This is a genomic window from Halomicroarcula saliterrae (genome assembly GCF_031624395.1).
GTDB lineage: Archaea > Halobacteriota > Halobacteria > Halobacteriales > Haloarculaceae > Haloarcula > Haloarcula saliterrae.
Genome location: NZ_JAMQON010000001.1, coordinates 468,087 through 484,085 on the forward strand (window position 1 = coordinate 468,087; position 15,999 = coordinate 484,085).

Below are 15,999 nucleotides of genomic sequence, written 5' to 3' on the forward strand. Positions count from 1 at the left end.
TCGGCGACCCGTCAGTTTTCTCTCTGCTGTTTCTGCCACCGGCGTTAAGGCGCCGTCGGTCCTATCACCGCGCATGTCGACCGCCCTGTTTCTTTCGAGTGCCGAAATCGCCGACCTCGCCAGTCCCGAAGAGTACGTCGCCCCCGTCCGTGCCGGATACCGGGAGCGCGGCCACGGCGCGCCGGCGGAACCCCGTACGACGCTGTTCAACGAGGCACCGGCGGGGATGCTGACGGGGTATCTCGCTATCCTTCCCGACACCGGCGCGATGGGAGGCTACACGTACGCAGCCGGCTTCTCGGGGCGCGACGCCCACTTCGCGCTCCCGATTTTCGACGCCGACTCGGGGGACCCGCTCGCTCTGCTCGACGGCGCGAGCATGAACCCACACAAGACGGGCGCGGCCGGTGCCGTCGGCGTCGACGCGCTGGCACCGGTCGACGCCGCCGATCTCGCTATCATCGGTAGCGGCACACAGGCCCGCGGACAGCTCCGGGCGACCGCGACGGTTCGCGATTTCGACCGCGTCGAGGTGTACTCGCCCACACAGGAAAACCGCCAGTCGTTCGCCGCCGAGATGAACGAGGAACTGGACGCGACCGTCGCCGCGGTCGCGTCGTCGGCGGCGGCCGTCGAGGGGGCCGACGTGGTCGTCACCGCGACGAACGCCGCCGAGCCGGTGTTCGACGGCGAGATGCTCGACCCGGGCACGCACGTCACGGCGATGGGTCAGTACCACCCCGAGAAGCGCGAACTCGACACTACGACTATCGAGCGCGCGACGTACGTCCCGGACCTCCGTGCCCGCGTCACGCGGGACGCTGGGTCGTTCATCGCGGCGCAGGAGGACGGGGCCGTCGACGAGACGCATATCCACGCCGAACTGGGCGAGGTCCTCGTCGGCGACGCGCCCGGCCGGGAGTCCCCGGACGACATCACGGTGTTCGACTCGGGGGGCACCGCTATCGAGACGGTGGCGTCGGCGAAGCTGCTCTACGACCGCGCAGTCGAGGAGGGCGTCGGCGAGGAGATCTCTTTCGCCCCCGCGAGCGACGCGATGGGTCGCTAGCGGCGCAGCCTCAGATGTACGGCGGGAGTCCGATGGCCTCGACGAGGCCGATGCCGGCCGCTACCGAACCGACGATGTAGCCAGCGATGGTCCCGCCGTTGAGCAGCGGGAGGCCGGCGTGGGCCCGGCCCTTGAGCACCATCCAGAGCAACACCGCGAGACCGACGAACGTCCCGACCATCGCCGTCACGGCCGGCAGTGGCACCCCGAGTACGGTCCGGACGCCGGCGGGCGCGAAGAAGGCGGCGCTGGCGACCAGCACCGTCGGGATGATTGCGTCACCGAGCCCGATGAACAGCGCGTCCCGGTCCAGGGGCCCCTCGTCGGTCGTCGCTGCTTCGTCGGTATCGTCGGCGTCCGCCGATTCGGTCGCATCCTCGTCGGTATCGTCGGCGTCCGCCGATTCGTCCGCGCTCTCCGTCGGGTCCGGCGTCGTCGCGTCCAGATAGGAGTACGACAGCGACAGTGGAATAACCAGCACCACGGGGACCTTCAGGTCCATGACGCCGGAGGCCAGCGTCAGCATGTGCTCGGTGCCGTAGACGCTGATGGCGTCGTAGACGGCGAGTACCGACAGCAACACCAGGGCGGGGAGGACACCGAAGCTGATACCGAACAGGCCGGCGGCGGCGGCACCCATCACCGTGCCGGCGGTGTCGATGACGTACCACTCGGGGTGGACGAGCAGTCCGACGCCGAGCAGTGTCGCGAGGCCCACCGCGAGCACGTTGAACCCGCCCACTACGTACACCGGGGGTACGACCAGACGGAAGATGTACAGCGAGAGCCACGCGCTCGAAAAGACGATGAGGCCCCGTATCAGCTGGTCGGCGTCGTACCGGAAGGCGAGCAACATCCCGGCCGTCGCCAGCAGGATGGCCCCGATGTAGACGATGCTGTTTGTCGGGTCGGACGGGTCCTCGACGGCCTGATAGCCGGCGGTCTCGAAGGGTTCGACGAGTGCGAGCGCGCCGAGCTGGACGAAGAGGAAGATGAGTGCGATGAGCGTACACCCGGCGAGGGCACGCCAGCGTCGGTCCATGACAAGCCGTCCGACAGGACCGGCTTTCAGCGTTACGGACTCACGCTGCCGGCAGTGTCAGCGGGCGTACAGCGGCGAGCCGAGAACGGCGGGGAGATGAACGCTACTGCCGGGTGAGACGGCCATGTACGGACTGTCGACCGGGCCGAACACGTCGACGACTTTTCCGACGGTCCGGAGTTCGTCGTCGACGAGCCGGGTCCCGATAGCCGCGAACTCCTCGTCGGCCGACCGGACCACGGCCAGCCCCTGCGCGAGTCGCTCGACCGACCCGACGCGTCTCATTCGCGCAGCACCTGGATGTACGCGGCGACGGCCCCCAGCAGGTCCGTCTTCGTGGCGTCGTCGGCGTCCTTGACGACGACGCGTCCGCGCTGTTCGTGTTCGCGCGGGTACGTCTTCTCCCGCTCGATGACGGCGTCGTATCCGACCTGTTGGACTGCCTTGGCTATCTCGTCGGCCGTCGGCTCGGCGACCGCGAGGTCACGCGGGACCCGACGCCCCTCGCTCCGTGAGCGGTCCGCATCGAACGCGACCGGCCAGATGACGTTCTCGACCATGTCACCCAGTCGCCACCGCGGGCTTATGTGCTTTTCCGACGGCCCCAGTGAGGCTATACACTTACATGAATGTACACGTAACTGGGAGCCAGATGGTCAACAAAGCCTTCCTCAGTCTCGCTGCAGTAGTGCTGTTTGCCGTGTTCGGCACCGGGATTTTCGTCGGCATGCAGGTCGGCGGTCCCGACGTCAGTGGACCGCCGGCCGCCGAAACCACCGAGGCGGACGAGCCGGCGGCGACGGCCACACCAGTGGCCCCGGCCTCCACGCCGACGCCGACGCCGGCGTCCGAGCAGGACTCGGACCCAGAACCGGCGGGCGAGCGCGAGTCGATACCAGCGCGTGAGTTCAACGGGGCCAACATCAGCTCCTACATCGTCCAGTACGTCAACGATGCGCGCGCCGATGACGGGCGTGAAGAGCTCTCCACCGAGGGTACCACGGCCGGTACGGTACGCAGGATGGCGCAGAGGCACGCCGATTCGATGGCCGAGGCGGGGCGGGTGAACCACACGATCGACGGCGTCACCAGCGCGGACCGCTACGAGAACAACGGGCTGTTTCAGACCTGTGGGGTCAACGTCAACGGGAACTACGTCGTGAGCCCGGATAACGACGACCTGGAAGTGGTCGGTGGGACCGTCGCCGGCGACACGTACACCGAAGACGGGACCGAGCAGTTCAACGCTGACGACGCGGCCGTCGCCCGCGCTCTCGTCGACGGGTGGCTGTCGACGAGGGGCGCACAGAGCAAACTCCTCATCCCCGACGCCGGTCGAATCGGTGTCGGCGTCACGGTCAACAACCGAGGGGTCGTCTACGCGACGGTCAACCTCTGTAGCTGAGGCCGGCTAGCGCCGTTCCCACAGCACCTGTCCGACCATCGAGAGGACGGTGTCGCCGCTGTCGGTGGTCGTCGTCACGTCGATAGCGACCCGTCCCCGCTCGTCGTCGAACGGTTCCTTCTCGCTGATCTCGGTGTGCACGGAGAGCCTGTCGCCGGGCCTGACTGGTTCGGGCCAGCGGAGCGAATCGACGCCGAGTGCCCCCAGTGCCCGCGAGTCGGCCAGCTGGTGGTCGACGAGGAGCCGCATCGTCATCGCCGCCGTGTGCCAGCCGCTGGCGACGAGCCCGCCGAACATCGACTGGGCCGCCGCGTCCGGGTCGGTGTGTATCGGCTGTGGGTCGTACCGACCGGCGAAGGCCGTCAGCTCCTCGCGCGTGACCTCGTAGTCGCCGAAGCTATCGGTGTCGCCGACAGCGAGCGCCTCGAAGTACTCCATACGGCTGCTACGGAACTACGGCGCCTAACAGTACCGGAGAAGAGACCGTCCGTTCAGGCCGGGGTGGCCGTGCCGGTCGGCGTCTGCGTGGTGTTCGACTGCGTGCTGTCGGCGCTCGTCGAGTTCCCGCTACCCTCGGCCGAAGCGCGCTGGTCGCTCAGCCACTGCTGGTACTCGTCCTGCGGGACCACTTCGACGGTGCCCAGCATCTGGGAGTGACCCGAGCCACAGTACTCGGCACAGTACAGCTGGTAGGTCCCCGTCTCGGTCGGCACCGTCCGGAGGTTGTTGTACTGCCCCGGGAAGGCGTCGGCTTTCAGCCCCAGGCTCGGCACGTGGAACGCGTGGAGCCAGTCACGCGAGGTGACCCGTATGTTCACCTCTTGGTTCGCCGGTAACTTGAGCGTCCCCGTTTCGCTCACGGCGGTCGTCCCGTCGAAGCTCGACCCGTTGTGGTAGAACGTCCAGCCGTAGCGGTACGCCTGCACCTCGACGTGTGCGACGTCCTCGGTCTGTAACTCCACCTGATTGGTCGATTCGGCCGTGACGAAGGGGTTCGCAAGCACCTGATAGGAGGCGACCCCGACGAACAGGAGGATGATGGCCGTCGCGATGGTCCACGTGATCTCCAGTCGGCGGTTCTCCATGGTCGGCAGTGGTTCCTCCTGATTGCGGAACCGCCAGACCGTGTAGATGAGGATTCCCTCGACCAGCACGGTAATCGGGATCGCGACGTAGAGCAGATTCATGTTGAGGTTCCAAATCTCCTCGACCGTCGTGGATGCCGATGGCTGTGCTGCGACGGGTTCGGCGGCGAGTGCGAACAGCGCAGCGCCGAACAGCGCGACCAGACCGGCGCGTCTCCGATTCATGTGCGCGGCTTAGGATTTCGGGGATAAATAACTGCTGTCTCACCTCCCGGAACGGTCTGCGTTTTCAGTGCCGCCCCGTGTCGACTGCCCGCTAGTCTTTGCTGCCACCAGTCCGCACAGCCGGCCGGATGTGACACTTCACTCACACTCCCGACTCCCGGCTGACTTCCATCCACACCGCGCCACTGGGCGGAAAAGCGAGGAGTCTAAGTGTCCGTACTCAAAGGATACACCAATGGCAGAGAGCCGGACCTTCACCGGGCTACTGGCCGCGACGGCCGTCGGCGTCTACCTGCTCGTCATCGCGGGCGCGACGGCCGCGATCACCGACGCCGTCGCCGCCTGCAGCTCCTGGCCGCTGTGTCAGGGGCCGGTGACGCTCGCCGAGCCCGACCTGCTGATAGCGCGGGGCCACCGGCTGACCGCTGCGGCGGTCGGCCTCCTCGCGCTGGGCACAGTCGCACTGGGGCTCCGGACAGCGACCCGGGGCCGGGTGAAAGCGGCGTTACTCGCCGCCATCGCACTGTACCCGGTCCAGATAGCGCTGGGCGCGTTCGTCGCTACCTCCGGGGCTGCCGGCGTGCTCCCCGGCGCCCATCTGGGTGTCGGGATGGCGATTTTCGTCTCGTTCGTCCTCGCGCTCGCGTGGCATCTCGAAGCCGAGACCGGCAGCGACGACGAGGAACCGGTCGACGACCTCTCGCCCGCACCGATGCCCGAGGAGACCGACGAGCCCGCGGCGCCGACGGCCCAGCTCTCGACGCGCCAGCGCGTCCTGGGCACGGCGAACGCCTACTTCCGGCTGATGAAACCCCGGCTGATGTGGCTCCTGTGTCTGGTCGCCGCCGCCGGGATGGCGCTCGCGTCCGGTCCCGGGCTCTCGATTCGGACCGTCCTCCTGACGCTGGGGGGCGGCGTGCTGGCTATCGGCTCCTCGGGGACGTTCAACCACGTGCTCGAACGCGACATCGACAAGCGGATGGACCGGACCTCGGACCGACCTATCGCGACGCACACGATTCCGGTCCGGAACGCGATGGCCTTCGGCCTCGCGCTCGCGGCGGCCGCGCTGTTCCTGTTCTGGCAGGTCAACGTACTGGCCGCGGCGCTCGGGCTGACGGCCATCCTCTTTTACAGCGTCATCTACACGCTCGTGCTGAAACCCAACACGGTCCAGAACACGGTGATCGGCGGGGCCGCGGGTGCGCTTCCGGCGCTCATCGGCTGGGTCGCTATCGACGGGAGTATCGGCCTGCCCGGGCTGGCGCTCGCCGGCGTCATCTTCCTGTGGACGCCCGCGCACTTCTACAACCTGGCGCTCGCGTACAAGGACGACTACGAGAAAGGGGGCTTCCCGATGATGCCGGTCGTCCGCGGGGAGACCGAGACGCGAAAACACATCGTCTACTATCTCGGGGCGACGCTCGTGGGGTCGGGCGTGCTCGCGGCGCTGACCTCGCTTGGCTGGGTGTACGCGCTCACCTCGGCCGTCGTGGGGGCCGTCTTCCTCTGGGCGGTCATCCGACTCCACCGTGAACAGACCGAGGGCGCGGCGTTCCGCGCGTTCCACGCCTCGAACGCCTATCTGGGCCTCCTGCTGGTGGCCGTCGTCGTCGACGCCCTCGCGATATGAGCACGCTCGATGGGGACCTGCGCGGGCTGGTTCCCGAGGGGCGCTCGCTCGCGCTGTGGGCCGTCGTTTTGAACACGGAGCTACTTGCGGTCATGCTGTATCTCCTCTTGCTCCCAGGTGCCGCGACGGACCCGGTGTTGCTCGGCTTCCCGTTCGTCTGGCTCAACGTCGCCGGCTGGGTCCTCCTCCGGGTCCGGGCGGCGCCCGCCTCCGCCCGGCGCCGCGCTGTCGCCGCCGCCGTCGCCGTGGGCTACGGGCTGGTGCTCGGGTACGTCGGCGGCGTCGTCGGTCTCGGCGGCACGGGCGGCGGACTGCGAGTCGTCCTCGCGGCGCCGCCGGGCTTTGCGCCGTCGTTCGTCTACAGCGGTTCGAGCCTCGCCGTCGTCGTCACGCCCTGGAAGGTCGCGGGCTACCTCGCGCTCTCGTATCTGGTGTACGTCACCGTCGTCGACGCCAGCGGCGGCGTCGCCGGCGGTCTGCTCGGGCTCTTCTCGTGTGTGAGCTGTGTCCTCCCCATCGTCGCCTCCGTCGTTGGCGGCTTCGCCGGCGTCGGCGCGACGCTGTATCAGGCCGCGCTCTACCAGTCCTACGGGCTCTCGACGGCGGTGTTCCTGGCGTCGGTCGGTCTGCTCTACGCCGTCCACCGGTTCGACGTCACCCTCGTCGGCTGGCTGCGGAGCTGACTGCCGGCCGGTCCGGTGCCTTTGTCACGGCCGCCGCCGTAGCGCCGCCCATGACCGACGTCGAAATCGAGTACTGCGTCCCGTGTGGCTTTCGCGAACGGGCGCTGGACGTGGAGCGAGCGATTCTGACCGGCCTGGAGACGGACCTCGACCGCGTGAGTCTGGTGATGGGCGACCACGGCGTCTTCCGCGTCACCGTCGACGGCGAGGCGGTGTACGAGAAGGGCGAAGACGACTACGGCGTCGACGACATCGTCCGGCGGGTCCGCGAGCGGCTCTGACCCGCCGGAGAACGGAACGGCTTTCGGCGACCGAATCTGACGGTGCAACATGACCGAGGTACTCGTCGCTGAAGACGTTCGCCGGAGCTACGGCGACACCGTCGCACTCGACGGGGTGTCGCTGTCGGCGACGGCGGGCGAGGTGCTGGCGCTGGTCGGACCGAACGGGGCCGGAAAGACGACGCTCGTCCGGGCGTTGACCGGGACGACCGACGCCGAGGGACGCGTCGAACTGTTCGGCGAACCGCCGACGGCGGTCGACCGGGCCCGCATCGGCCTGCTCCCGCAGTCGTTTACCCCCCACGAGCGACTGACCGCCCGCGAGCTCGTGGCCTACTACGCCGGCCTCTACGACGAGACGCGCGACGTCGACGACGTGCTCGCCGACGTGGGTCTCGCTGACACCGCCGACACGCACTACGAGAACCTCAGCGGCGGGCAACAGCGCCGGACCTGCGTGGCGACGGCGCTCATCAACGACCCGGACCTGCTCGTGCTGGACGAGCCGACGACGGGTATCGACCCCGCCGGTCGACAGGCCCTGTGGGGGTTGCTCGAAGGGCTCGCGGACCGCGGCGTCACCATCCTCGTGACGACCCACTACATGGAGGAGGCCCAGCGACTGGCCGACCGCGTCGGCCTGCTGGCCGACGGGCGGCTCGTCGCGCTGGACGCGCCCGAGGCGCTGGTCGCCGAACACGGCGCCGATAGCCAGCTCGTCGTCGACGGGGAGTTCGACGACGGGGCGCTCGACGCTATCGACTACCCGGCCGAGACGGCGCTGCGGAACGGGCGCCTCGTCGTCTACGGCGTCCGGCCCGAGTCAATCGGGGGCGTCGTCGACGCACTCGACGCGGCCGGGCTGGCATACGACAGCCTGACGTGGAAACAGCCGGACCTGGAGGACGTGTATCTGGAACTCACCGGCACCGGCGTCGGCCGCGCGGGCGAGCCCCGCGAGACGGCCCCTGCAGGGGGTGCCAGATGAGTCGCCTCGGCCGCCTGCGCTCCGAGTCACGCGCCGCGAGCCGCGCGTTCCTGCGCCGTCGGACGGCGGTCTTTTTCACCTTCTTCTTCCCGCTCATCATCGTCGTCATCTTCGGCGTGCTGGTCCAGACACGGCCCGGCGGCGGCGGGCTGTTCACCCGCGAGCCAGCCTACTACGTCTCGGGGTATCTCGCTGTGGTCGTCCTCTTTACGCCGCTGTCGCGGGTGGGCAGCGAGGTCGCCCGCCACCGCGACGGCAACCGGTTCGAGAAGCTGGCGACCACGCCGCTGACCCGACCCGAGTGGCTGCTGGCCCAGACGCTGGTCAACACGGTCATCATCGGGCTCGCGGGGCTCGTTCTGCTGGGGCTGATGGTGGTCCTGACCGGTGCGGACATCGTGTTCTCGCCGCTGCTCCTGCCCTTCGTCGTGCTGGGCGTCGCGCTGTTCTGTGGCGTCGGCGCGATGCTCGGCAGCCTGGCGAGCTCACAGGACGGCGTCATCTCCGCGAGCAACGGTATCGCGCTGCCGCTCCTCTTCCTCTCGGAGACGTTCGTGCCCCCGGAGCTACTGCCGTCGTGGTTCCCGACGTGGCTCTCGCCGCTGACCTACTTCTCCCGCGGCGTGCGAGCGGTCAGTACCGGGAGCGGCGAGGTATTCGGGCCGCTGGCGGTGCTCGGCGTCTGTGCCGTCGTCGGTTTTGCGATCGGGGCGGCGCTGTTGCCGCGGACGGACTGACGCTCCGGAGGCGTAGGGCGAACCGTCCTCCTGCCGAACTACCCGCTCGTCGCGGGTGTCTCGTCGAAAAACGCGTGGCCGTTAGGATTCGGCCATCCCCTGATACGCGAGGACGGCCCCGACCACGAACACTATGGTGGCGAGGTAGATGGGCCCGAGATGGGTCAGCCAGTCGTGGGCGAACGCCCCGCCGGTCCAGTGCATCGGGAGCGCGAGGGCGAGGGAGACGACCGCGGCGACCACGGCGGTGGCCCACGCCCACCGCAGGCGCTGGTGGACGCCGTACCACGAGAGCGCCGTCACCGCGATGCCGGTCGAGATGATAAAGGCCGCCGTCGCGACGTGCAGGTGGCTGATGTAGTACGCGACGGCCGGGTTCAGCTCCGCCGGCGTCAGCCCGCCCAGTGTACTCACCCCGATTTCGAAGCCGCCCCCGACGAAGTTCAACACCAGAAAGACGACGCCGTAGCCGACGAACGCGACCCCGGCGAGCGTCATCAGGATGGAGCCGAGCTGGAGCCTCGAACCGCGTTCGACTTCGGTCCCCGTGAGCGTTTGTTCTGTGGATTCCATCGCTCTCACACCGTCTGGAGGTGTTCCTCGCGGAGTTCGTCGTCGGTGAAATCCTTCCCGTGGGCCTCCCGCATGTGGCTCTGTGCCAGGCTGATGGCCTCGGTTTCGTCCTCTGACTGGACGATAAATCGGCAGTCGTTGGCCTGGGCCTCACAGTCGAGCCGGTGTGCGTCAGTCATTGTCTATCACTATATCGAACGGACGGGCGCCTGCGTCAGGTAGCTACCGACTGACACGAGCGCAGCGACTGACGGGTTCCCAGTCCCTGCCCGCCGGGCGGTGGCTGCCTCCGAGTTACCGGCCGCCGGGCGATTCGAGCGCGAGCGGCGACCGCTCCTGCCGGTAGCGCTCGAAGCGTGATTTCACCCATTCTCGTGCCTCCGGCGCGTCGGTATCGATAATCACACGCACTGTCCCACTCTCGGCGTCGTACCCTGTGACGGCGACGCGGTCGCCGAAGACGCCAAAGCCGTACGGCGGCAGGTCGTCGTGTGTCCGGACCACGAGATTCCCGCTGTTCAGGGCCCGGGCTGACCGCTCCGGATAGGTCGAACGGAGGGACTCGACGACGGCCGGCGCCTCGATAATCTCCGCGTCCGCACCGTCGATAACTCGGTCACAGATATCCGCCAGACACGGTTCGAGCACCGCGAGGTCGAACCCGACGAGCCGAAACCGGTCGGCTGTACCGAGCAACGACAGGAATCTGTTCACCGGGCGGTACGGGTTCTCCGACGCTGCGGTCGTCACGACCGCGTCCGACCACATACCGACGGTGAATCCGCGCTCCTCGGTCGGCAACAGCTCCCAGGTGTCACGCAGCAGCCGTTCGGTTTCCAGTCGGTCGAGCAGCTGTGTCAGCCCCGCCGTGACGAAGGCCCCCAGCTCCGTCGCCTCGTATCGCCCGTCCCGACGGTGGACCCAGCGACGCTCCTCGAACGCCCGCAACGTTCGCCGCATCGTGGAGGGAGAGACCCCGGTCAACGACAGGAGTTCGTCCCGACTCCGCGGCCGCTTGGTCAGGGCGGTAAGCGCCGTCACACGGTGGGCGGACCGAGCGAGGTACTCGACGTCGTCGAGTGGTGAACTGGTAGCGCTCGCGTCCATAGTAAATGTACACACACGAACAAGTTAGCTGATTCGATTGGCCGAACCGATAGCCGTTCGCGCGACCGCCGACTCAGTCGCGCAGTTTCGGTCCCACGAAGGCGAGCAGCAACGCCGCCTCGCCGCGCGGTTCCCACATGTAGATGTGGTTCAGCATGACGTAGGTGACGATACCGAGGAAGAGCGAGAGGCCCCACGCGGCGACCGCGACGCGACCGACCTTCGCGTGGGCGGTCTGACGAAGTTCGCTGGGGCTGTGTGAGAGCCCGAGGACGACGGCGTGGACGACCACCGGGACGGAGACGGCCGACAGGATGATGTGGACGGCGAGCATCGCCAGATACGCCCAGTAGACCGGCCCTTCGACCAGAATCGCCTTCTCGAAGCCGCCGCCGACTTTCAGGAGATACATCGCGAGGAAGGCGATGATGAGCCCGAACGCGGTCAGCATCGCGGCCCGGTGTTTCGCGACCTGGTCGGTCCGGATGAAGTAGACGCCGGCGACAATCGCCGACAGCGCCGCGGTGTTGACCACGGCGATGGCGTCACTGAGGAGGATAACGGTCTCGTTACTGATGGACGGGAACGGGAAGACACCCCCGAAGGTCCCGAAGACGAGCACGTAGCCGACGAGCGATAACACGGCGGTGACACGGCGCGGGGACGCTTTCGCGTGCGACTGGAGTCTGTCTGCGACGGCCATACTGGCTCTGAGAATCGCGGAGGTTTCCGTGTTCTGGAACGCGAGTCGAATCCGCTCGGCGAGTTTAGGCGAAGGTGCGGGAGACGTCTTCGTCTTCGTCTTCTTCCTGCTGTATCTTCGCCCAGGCGTCGTGGAAGTCGGTCATCCGGACCTCGGTGCGGTCGTCGCGGATGGCGAACATGCCGGCCTCGGTACAGATGGCCTTCACGTCGGCCCCGGAGGCGTCCTCGACCTGTTCTGCCAGCTCGGCGAACTCGACGTCGTCGGCGACGTTCATGCTGCGCGTGTGAATCCGGAAGATCTGCTCGCGGCCCTCGACGTCGGGGTTTGGCACCTCGATGAGGCGGTCGAACCGGCCCGGGCGCAGGATGGCGCGGTCGAGCATGTCGAAGCGGTTCGTCGCCGCGATGATGCGGATATCACCGCGGTCGTCGAACCCGTCCATCTCCGAGAGCAGCTGCATCATCGTCCGCTGGACCTCGGCGTCGCCGCTGGTCTTCGAGTCGGTCCGCTTGGCGGCGATGGCGTCTATCTCGTCTATGAAGACGACGGCGGGTTCCTCCTGGCGGGCGAGCTCGAAGAGGTCACGAACCAGCTTGGCGCCCTCGCCGATGAACTTGTGGACCAGTTCGGAGCCGGCCATCTTGATGAAGGTGGCGTCGGTCTCGTTGGCGACGGCTTTCGCGAGCATCGTCTTGCCGGTGCCGGGCGGACCGTGCAGCAGGACGCCGCTCGGGGGCTCGATGCCCACGTCCTCGAACATCTCCGGGCTGACGAGGGGCATCTCGACGGTCTCGCGGACCTCTTCCATCTGCTCCTCGATGCCGCCGATGTCGGCGAAGGTCACGTCGGGCGACTGGTCGACCTGCATCACGCGGGCCCGCACGTCGGTCTCGTCGTTGAGCTGTTTGACGATAGAGAGAGAGTTGTTGACGGCGACCCGGTCGTCCGGCGAGAGGTCGTCGCGCATCTCGTCGGTGACCTCGGTCAGGGCCTCCTGGTTGTTGCCGTGTTGCTTGATGATGGCACCGTCGTCGTTGAGTTCCTGTACCGTGGCGACGAACAGCGGCGACTGTTTGAGCTTCTTGTTCTCGTGAGTCAGCCGTTCGAGCTTCTGCTGGTACTTGTTGTTCTCCGCGTTGGCGTCGAGGAGCTTGTCCCGCATCTCCTCGTTTTGCGATTCGAGCACCTCCAGCCGTTCCTGTAGCGCCTCGATTTTCTTCTGCATAGAGGCGCCCTCGTCGTACGGTAGGTCCACCTCGTCGACGGTGTCGGTCATTATGGGCCTTCTAGTGGGTGTATCGTTATGAGGCTTCGGGTAGCGCCAGCTTTCGATACCGGGGGTAGCGGCCCGGAAACGACCGGTGACGGCGTTCCAGCTCGACCGGTGCGAATCGGCAGCTTTCTGTCCGGTCGTAGGCAACGTGTCCAGTATGGCAGCGGACACCCCTTCGGTGGTCGTCGTCGGCGGCGGTGTCGCCGGGCTCTCCGCGGCGCTGTTTACCGCCCGTGCCGACCTCGCCACCACCGTCGTCTCGACCGGCGAGTCGATTCTGAACCGCAACGCCCACCTGGAGAACTTCCCCGGCTTCCCGGCGGGTATCAACCCCCGGCTCCTGCTCGACCTCCAGCGTGAACAGGCCGAAAGCGCCGGTGTCGAGTTCGAGGACGGGCGAATCCAGCGGGTCACCGCTGTGGACTCCGGGTTCGAGTTGCTCGCCGCCGACGGCGACCGCTACACCGCGGACTACGTCATCGCGGCCTCGTGGTCGGACCCGACGTATCTCGACGGGCTCGACGTGGACCTCCTGGACCGCGGGTCGAAGACGTTCGTCGGCGTCGACGAGTTCGGTTCGACGGGCGTCGACGGGCTGTACGCCGCCGGCCGACTGGCCGAGAAACACCACCAGAGCATCGTCGCCGCCGGCCACGGCGCGCAGGTCGGCATCGCCGTGGTCGAGGACAGCGACGTGGACTTCTACCACGACTGGACCGTCCCGGAGGGTTACTTCACCGGCCGCGACCGCGAGGTCCCACCCGGGTGTGAGGAGATAGGCGACGAAGAGCGCGAACGTCGGGAGGCCGAATCCCTAGAGCGGATGCGCGAGGCGTTCGCGGCACCATATCCCGACGAGCCGACGATGCACCCGAGCGTCACAGCGGACGAGCAAGCGCGGTAAGACCGCCCCCGTCTCGGGGTTCGGCGAGCTTACGCCGGATACTGGAGTCATAACCAAGCCGTCGTCCGTCCACCCTGTGAGTATCTGGGACGATAGCCGATGACACAGCGTTCGACGGACACCGTCGTCGTCCTGAACCCCGAGAGCGGGAGCGGGACCCACGGCGCCGCTGTGCGGACCCACGCGGAAGCGCTCGGGTACGCGCTCGTAGAGACGGGTCCGGACACCGACGCGGTCGCGCTGACGGCGGCGGCCGCCGACGGCGGCGCTTCGACGGTGGTCGCCGCCGGCGGCGACGGCACGGTAAACGAGGTGGTTCGGGGCATCCACCGCGCCGGCGCCTTCGACCGTGTCACGCTCGGTGTCGTCCCCGTCGGGACGGGCAACAACTTCGCGAAACGGCTCGGTATCACCGGCGTGGACGCGGCGTTCGACGTCGTCGAGTCCGGCGAACGCCGCCGTATCGACGTCGGCGAGGCCGACGGTCACATCTTCGTCAACTCCTGTGTCGCCGGGCTGACAGCGGATTCCAGCAGTCAGACCTCCGCCGCGATGAAACGCCGGTTCGGCGTTCTGGCGTACGTCGTGACGACGCTGCGGACTGTACGGGACTTCGAGTCCCTCCGGCTGTCCGTCACCATCGAGGGCCGAGAGCGGGCGGCGCCGATGTGGACCGGCGACGCCCTCAGCGTCCTGATAGGGAACGGGCGACAGTTCACACCGGGCACGAACGGGCCGGCCGACGTCGAAGACGGGCTGTTCGACGTGACGGTCATCGAAGACGTGCCGGTTCTCAACCTCATGAGCGAGGCCATCGTCGAGCGGCTGCTCGGCCGCGAGTCCGAGTATATCACCCGGTTTCGCGCTCGCTCGCTCTCCATCGAGGTCCACCACCCGGCGTCGGTTCGGTTCAGTCTCGACGGCGAGATACTCCAGGAACAGCGCCTCTCGTTCTCGAACCGGCCGCGGACGCTGTCGGTGGCCGTCGGCGAGACGTATCGCCCGGGACCGGACTGAGCGGGTCCCCCGACCGGGCGAACTTTTAGGCCGGGACAGCCAAGAGCAGAGCATGTTGGAGGGAGTGAACGTCGTCCTCGGGGTCTCGGGCTCCATCGCGGCGGTCAAGACCGTGGAACTCGCCCACGAACTGCGCCGGCGGGGGGCCACCGTCCGGGCGGTCATGACCGACAGCGCGACGGGTATCGTCCACCCCTGGGCCGTCGAGTTCGCCACCGAGAACGACGTCGTGACCGAACTCACGGGTCGGGTCGAACACGTCGAGCTGTGTGGCGTCGACGGCTGGGGCGACGTGCTCTTGCTCGCGCCCGCGACGGCGAACACCGTCGGCAAAGTCGCGGCGGCCGTCGACGACACGCCGGTGACGACGACGGCGACGACGGCGCTGGGGGCCGGCGTGCCGGTCGTCGTCGCGCCCGCGATGCACGAGCCGATGTACGACCACCCCGGCGTGCTGGACGCTCTCTCCCGGGTCGAATCGTGGGGCGTCGACTTCGTCGACCCGCGTATCGAGGAGGGGAAAGCCAAGATAGCCACCGAGGACGCCATCGTCACCGCGGTCGCGCGGGCGGCGGGCGAGCGGCCCCTCGGCGGTCGTCACGTGGTCGTCACGGCCGGCGCGACGACCGAATCGGTCGACCCCGTCCGGACCCTCTCGAACCGCGCCTCGGGGCGGACCGGCCGGGCGGTCGCCCGGGCCTGTCACGTCCTCGGGGCCGAGGTGACGCTCGTCCACGACGGGCCCGCGGTTCCCTACGCCGCCGTCGAGCCGGTCGAGTCGGCCGCCGAGATGACCGCTGCCGTCGCCGATATCGCCGACGAGGCCGACGCGCTCGTCTCCGCGGCCGCCATCTCCGACTACACCGTCTCCGCGGCCGACGAGAAGATACGGAGCGGCCAGTCGGGACTGACGCTGGAACTCGAACCGACGCCGAAGCTCATCGACACCGTCCGGGCCGACCACCCCGACCTGCCCATCGTCGGGTTCAAGGTCGAATCGGCGGGCGACGACGAGGCGCTGTGCGCCCGTGCCCGCGAGCTCCGCGACCGGGTCGACCTCGCCTTCGTCGTCGCCAACGACGCGAGCGTGATGGGCGCGACACGCACCCGCGCGCTGCTCGTCGAGGCCGCCGACTACCGGGAGTACACCGGCGACAAACAGGGGCTGGGACTCGCCGTCGCCGAGAAACTGGCCGCAAAACTGGGCGAACAATCATCGGCGACCGACTAATTGCGAAATAGTTTTGCGTATCCCGACGTTCGCTACCGGT

The 15,999-nt window shown here is 67.9% G+C and carries 20 protein-coding genes; 10 read left to right on the forward strand and 10 right to left on the reverse strand.

Annotated features, from left to right (window positions below; translation table 11 throughout):
- Positions 1-73: 73 nt before the first annotated feature.
- On the forward strand, positions 74-1,069 hold the full coding sequence (locus NDI56_RS02525; RefSeq protein WP_310917841.1) for an ornithine cyclodeaminase family protein: 996 nt from the start codon (positions 74-76) through the stop codon (positions 1,067-1,069).
- A 10-nt stretch (positions 1,070-1,079) separates the two neighbouring features.
- Here NDI56_RS02525 and NDI56_RS02530 read toward each other — a convergent pair whose 3' ends face one another.
- From NDI56_RS02530 to srp19, 3 genes are read right to left on the reverse strand one after another with little or no spacing between them, the layout of a single operon-like run.
- Complete coding sequence (locus NDI56_RS02530; RefSeq protein WP_310917842.1) at positions 1,080-2,111, reverse strand: presenilin family intramembrane aspartyl protease PSH; 1,032 nt, start codon at positions 2,109-2,111, stop codon at positions 1,080-1,082.
- Between the two features lie 57 nt (positions 2,112-2,168).
- Positions 2,169-2,396, reverse strand: coding sequence for an H/ACA ribonucleoprotein complex subunit GAR1 (locus NDI56_RS02535; RefSeq protein ID WP_310917843.1), 228 nt, complete (start codon positions 2,394-2,396; stop codon positions 2,169-2,171).
- Positions 2,393-2,671: a signal recognition particle subunit SRP19 gene (gene srp19 / locus NDI56_RS02540; RefSeq protein ID WP_310917844.1), complete on the reverse strand. Its 279-nt coding sequence runs from the start codon at positions 2,669-2,671 to the stop codon at positions 2,393-2,395. Before srp19 ends, NDI56_RS02535 begins: the two co-directional genes overlap by 4 nt.
- Before the next feature lie 92 nt (positions 2,672-2,763).
- Here srp19 and NDI56_RS02545 point away from each other — a divergent pair, with 92 nt between their 5' ends.
- Entirely contained in the window at positions 2,764-3,516 is a 753-nt protein-coding gene (locus NDI56_RS02545; protein WP_310917845.1) for a CAP domain-containing protein, read from the forward strand.
- 6 nt (positions 3,517-3,522) lie between these two features.
- Here the strand turns inward: NDI56_RS02545 and NDI56_RS02550 are convergent, their stop codons facing one another.
- Positions 3,523-3,954, reverse strand: coding sequence for a MaoC family dehydratase (locus tag NDI56_RS02550; protein ID WP_310917847.1), 432 nt, complete (start codon positions 3,952-3,954; stop codon positions 3,523-3,525).
- Between the two features lie 53 nt (positions 3,955-4,007).
- Complete coding sequence (gene coxB, locus NDI56_RS02555; protein WP_310917848.1) at positions 4,008-4,826, reverse strand: cytochrome c oxidase subunit II; 819 nt, start codon at positions 4,824-4,826, stop codon at positions 4,008-4,010.
- A 235-nt stretch (positions 4,827-5,061) separates the two neighbouring features.
- Here coxB and NDI56_RS02560 point away from each other — a divergent pair, with 235 nt between their 5' ends.
- From NDI56_RS02560 to NDI56_RS02580, 5 genes are read left to right on the forward strand one after another with little or no spacing between them, the layout of a single operon-like run.
- The gene (locus tag NDI56_RS02560) at positions 5,062-6,459 is read left to right on the forward strand and encodes a heme o synthase (RefSeq protein ID WP_310917849.1); all 1,398 of its coding nucleotides are present in this window, start codon (positions 5,062-5,064) and stop codon (positions 6,457-6,459) included.
- Positions 6,456-7,142, forward strand: coding sequence for a DUF7546 family protein (locus tag NDI56_RS02565; protein WP_310917850.1), 687 nt, complete (start codon positions 6,456-6,458; stop codon positions 7,140-7,142). The genes NDI56_RS02560 and NDI56_RS02565 overlap by 4 nt, the downstream gene beginning before the upstream one ends.
- 50 nt (positions 7,143-7,192) lie before the next feature.
- A complete protein-coding gene (locus tag NDI56_RS02570; RefSeq protein WP_310917851.1) occupies positions 7,193-7,423 on the forward strand; it encodes an Rdx family protein in 231 nt (76 codons plus the stop codon).
- A 49-nt stretch (positions 7,424-7,472) separates the two neighbouring features.
- Entirely contained in the window at positions 7,473-8,411 is a 939-nt protein-coding gene (locus NDI56_RS02575) for an ABC transporter ATP-binding protein (RefSeq protein ID WP_310917852.1), read from the forward strand.
- Positions 8,408-9,148, forward strand: coding sequence for an ABC transporter permease (locus tag NDI56_RS02580; protein WP_310917853.1), 741 nt, complete (start codon positions 8,408-8,410; stop codon positions 9,146-9,148). The genes NDI56_RS02575 and NDI56_RS02580 overlap by 4 nt, the downstream gene beginning before the upstream one ends.
- 81 nt (positions 9,149-9,229) lie before the next feature.
- Here the strand turns inward: NDI56_RS02580 and NDI56_RS02585 are convergent, their stop codons facing one another.
- The 5 genes from NDI56_RS02585 to pan1 form a co-directional block, all read right to left on the reverse strand.
- Positions 9,230-9,721 carry a hypothetical protein gene (locus NDI56_RS02585; RefSeq protein ID WP_310917854.1) on the reverse strand — a complete coding sequence of 164 codons (492 nt, stop codon included), beginning with the start codon at positions 9,719-9,721 and terminating at the stop codon, positions 9,230-9,232.
- A gap of 5 nt (positions 9,722-9,726) precedes the next feature.
- Positions 9,727-9,900, reverse strand: coding sequence for a DUF1059 domain-containing protein (locus NDI56_RS02590; RefSeq protein ID WP_310917855.1), 174 nt, complete (start codon positions 9,898-9,900; stop codon positions 9,727-9,729).
- 115 nt (positions 9,901-10,015) lie between these two features.
- Positions 10,016-10,828 carry a helix-turn-helix transcriptional regulator gene (locus tag NDI56_RS02595; RefSeq protein ID WP_310917856.1) on the reverse strand — a complete coding sequence of 271 codons (813 nt, stop codon included), beginning with the start codon at positions 10,826-10,828 and terminating at the stop codon, positions 10,016-10,018.
- 73 nt (positions 10,829-10,901) lie between these two features.
- Complete coding sequence (locus tag NDI56_RS02600; RefSeq protein WP_310917857.1) at positions 10,902-11,531, reverse strand: DUF420 domain-containing protein; 630 nt, start codon at positions 11,529-11,531, stop codon at positions 10,902-10,904.
- A gap of 64 nt (positions 11,532-11,595) precedes the next feature.
- Positions 11,596-12,810: a proteasome-activating nucleotidase Pan1 gene (pan1, locus tag NDI56_RS02605; RefSeq protein WP_310917858.1), complete on the reverse strand. Its 1,215-nt coding sequence runs from the start codon at positions 12,808-12,810 to the stop codon at positions 11,596-11,598.
- A gap of 154 nt (positions 12,811-12,964) precedes the next feature.
- Here pan1 and NDI56_RS02610 point away from each other — a divergent pair, with 154 nt between their 5' ends.
- The 3 genes from NDI56_RS02610 (at position 12,965) to coaBC (ending at position 15,959) form a co-directional block, all read left to right on the forward strand.
- Positions 12,965-13,711 (forward strand): FAD-dependent oxidoreductase, encoded by a 747-nt coding sequence (locus NDI56_RS02610; RefSeq protein WP_310917860.1) that lies wholly within the window; start codon positions 12,965-12,967, stop codon positions 13,709-13,711.
- A gap of 99 nt (positions 13,712-13,810) precedes the next feature.
- Positions 13,811-14,728: a diacylglycerol/lipid kinase family protein gene (locus tag NDI56_RS02615; protein ID WP_310917862.1), complete on the forward strand. Its 918-nt coding sequence runs from the start codon at positions 13,811-13,813 to the stop codon at positions 14,726-14,728.
- 52 nt (positions 14,729-14,780) lie between these two features.
- The gene (gene coaBC, locus NDI56_RS02620; protein WP_310917863.1) at positions 14,781-15,959 is read left to right on the forward strand and encodes a bifunctional phosphopantothenoylcysteine decarboxylase/phosphopantothenate--cysteine ligase CoaBC; all 1,179 of its coding nucleotides are present in this window, start codon (positions 14,781-14,783) and stop codon (positions 15,957-15,959) included.
- Positions 15,960-15,999 lie beyond the last annotated feature (40 nt).

Coding starts and splice junctions, on each gene's coding strand:
- NDI56_RS02600 (WP_310917857.1), bottom strand. CDS start 11,531: ATGGCCGTCGCAGACAGACTCCAGTCGCACGCGAAAGCGTCCCCGCGC.
- NDI56_RS02595 (WP_310917856.1), bottom strand. CDS start 10,828: ATGGACGCGAGCGCTACCAGTTCACCACTCGACGACGTCGAGTACCTC.
- NDI56_RS02610 (WP_310917860.1), top strand. CDS start 12,965: ATGGCAGCGGACACCCCTTCGGTGGTCGTCGTCGGCGGCGGTGTCGCC.
- NDI56_RS02550 (WP_310917847.1), bottom strand. CDS start 3,954: ATGGAGTACTTCGAGGCGCTCGCTGTCGGCGACACCGATAGCTTCGGC.
- NDI56_RS02580 (WP_310917853.1), top strand. CDS start 8,408: ATGAGTCGCCTCGGCCGCCTGCGCTCCGAGTCACGCGCCGCGAGCCGC.
- NDI56_RS02615 (WP_310917862.1), top strand. CDS start 13,811: ATGACACAGCGTTCGACGGACACCGTCGTCGTCCTGAACCCCGAGAGC.
- NDI56_RS02590 (WP_310917855.1), bottom strand. CDS start 9,900: ATGACTGACGCACACCGGCTCGACTGTGAGGCCCAGGCCAACGACTGC.
- NDI56_RS02560 (WP_310917849.1), top strand. CDS start 5,062: ATGGCAGAGAGCCGGACCTTCACCGGGCTACTGGCCGCGACGGCCGTC.
- NDI56_RS02570 (WP_310917851.1), top strand. CDS start 7,193: ATGACCGACGTCGAAATCGAGTACTGCGTCCCGTGTGGCTTTCGCGAA.
- NDI56_RS02545 (WP_310917845.1), top strand. CDS start 2,764: ATGGTCAACAAAGCCTTCCTCAGTCTCGCTGCAGTAGTGCTGTTTGCC.
- NDI56_RS02565 (WP_310917850.1), top strand. CDS start 6,456: ATGAGCACGCTCGATGGGGACCTGCGCGGGCTGGTTCCCGAGGGGCGC.
- coxB (WP_310917848.1), bottom strand. CDS start 4,826: ATGAATCGGAGACGCGCCGGTCTGGTCGCGCTGTTCGGCGCTGCGCTG.
- srp19 (WP_310917844.1), bottom strand. CDS start 2,671: ATGGTCGAGAACGTCATCTGGCCGGTCGCGTTCGATGCGGACCGCTCA.
- NDI56_RS02535 (WP_310917843.1), bottom strand. CDS start 2,396: ATGAGACGCGTCGGGTCGGTCGAGCGACTCGCGCAGGGGCTGGCCGTG.
- NDI56_RS02585 (WP_310917854.1), bottom strand. CDS start 9,721: ATGGAATCCACAGAACAAACGCTCACGGGGACCGAAGTCGAACGCGGT.
- NDI56_RS02530 (WP_310917842.1), bottom strand. CDS start 2,111: ATGGACCGACGCTGGCGTGCCCTCGCCGGGTGTACGCTCATCGCACTC.
- pan1 (WP_310917858.1), bottom strand. CDS start 12,810: ATGACCGACACCGTCGACGAGGTGGACCTACCGTACGACGAGGGCGCC.
- coaBC (WP_310917863.1), top strand. CDS start 14,781: ATGTTGGAGGGAGTGAACGTCGTCCTCGGGGTCTCGGGCTCCATCGCG.
- NDI56_RS02575 (WP_310917852.1), top strand. CDS start 7,473: ATGACCGAGGTACTCGTCGCTGAAGACGTTCGCCGGAGCTACGGCGAC.
- NDI56_RS02525 (WP_310917841.1), top strand. CDS start 74: ATGTCGACCGCCCTGTTTCTTTCGAGTGCCGAAATCGCCGACCTCGCC.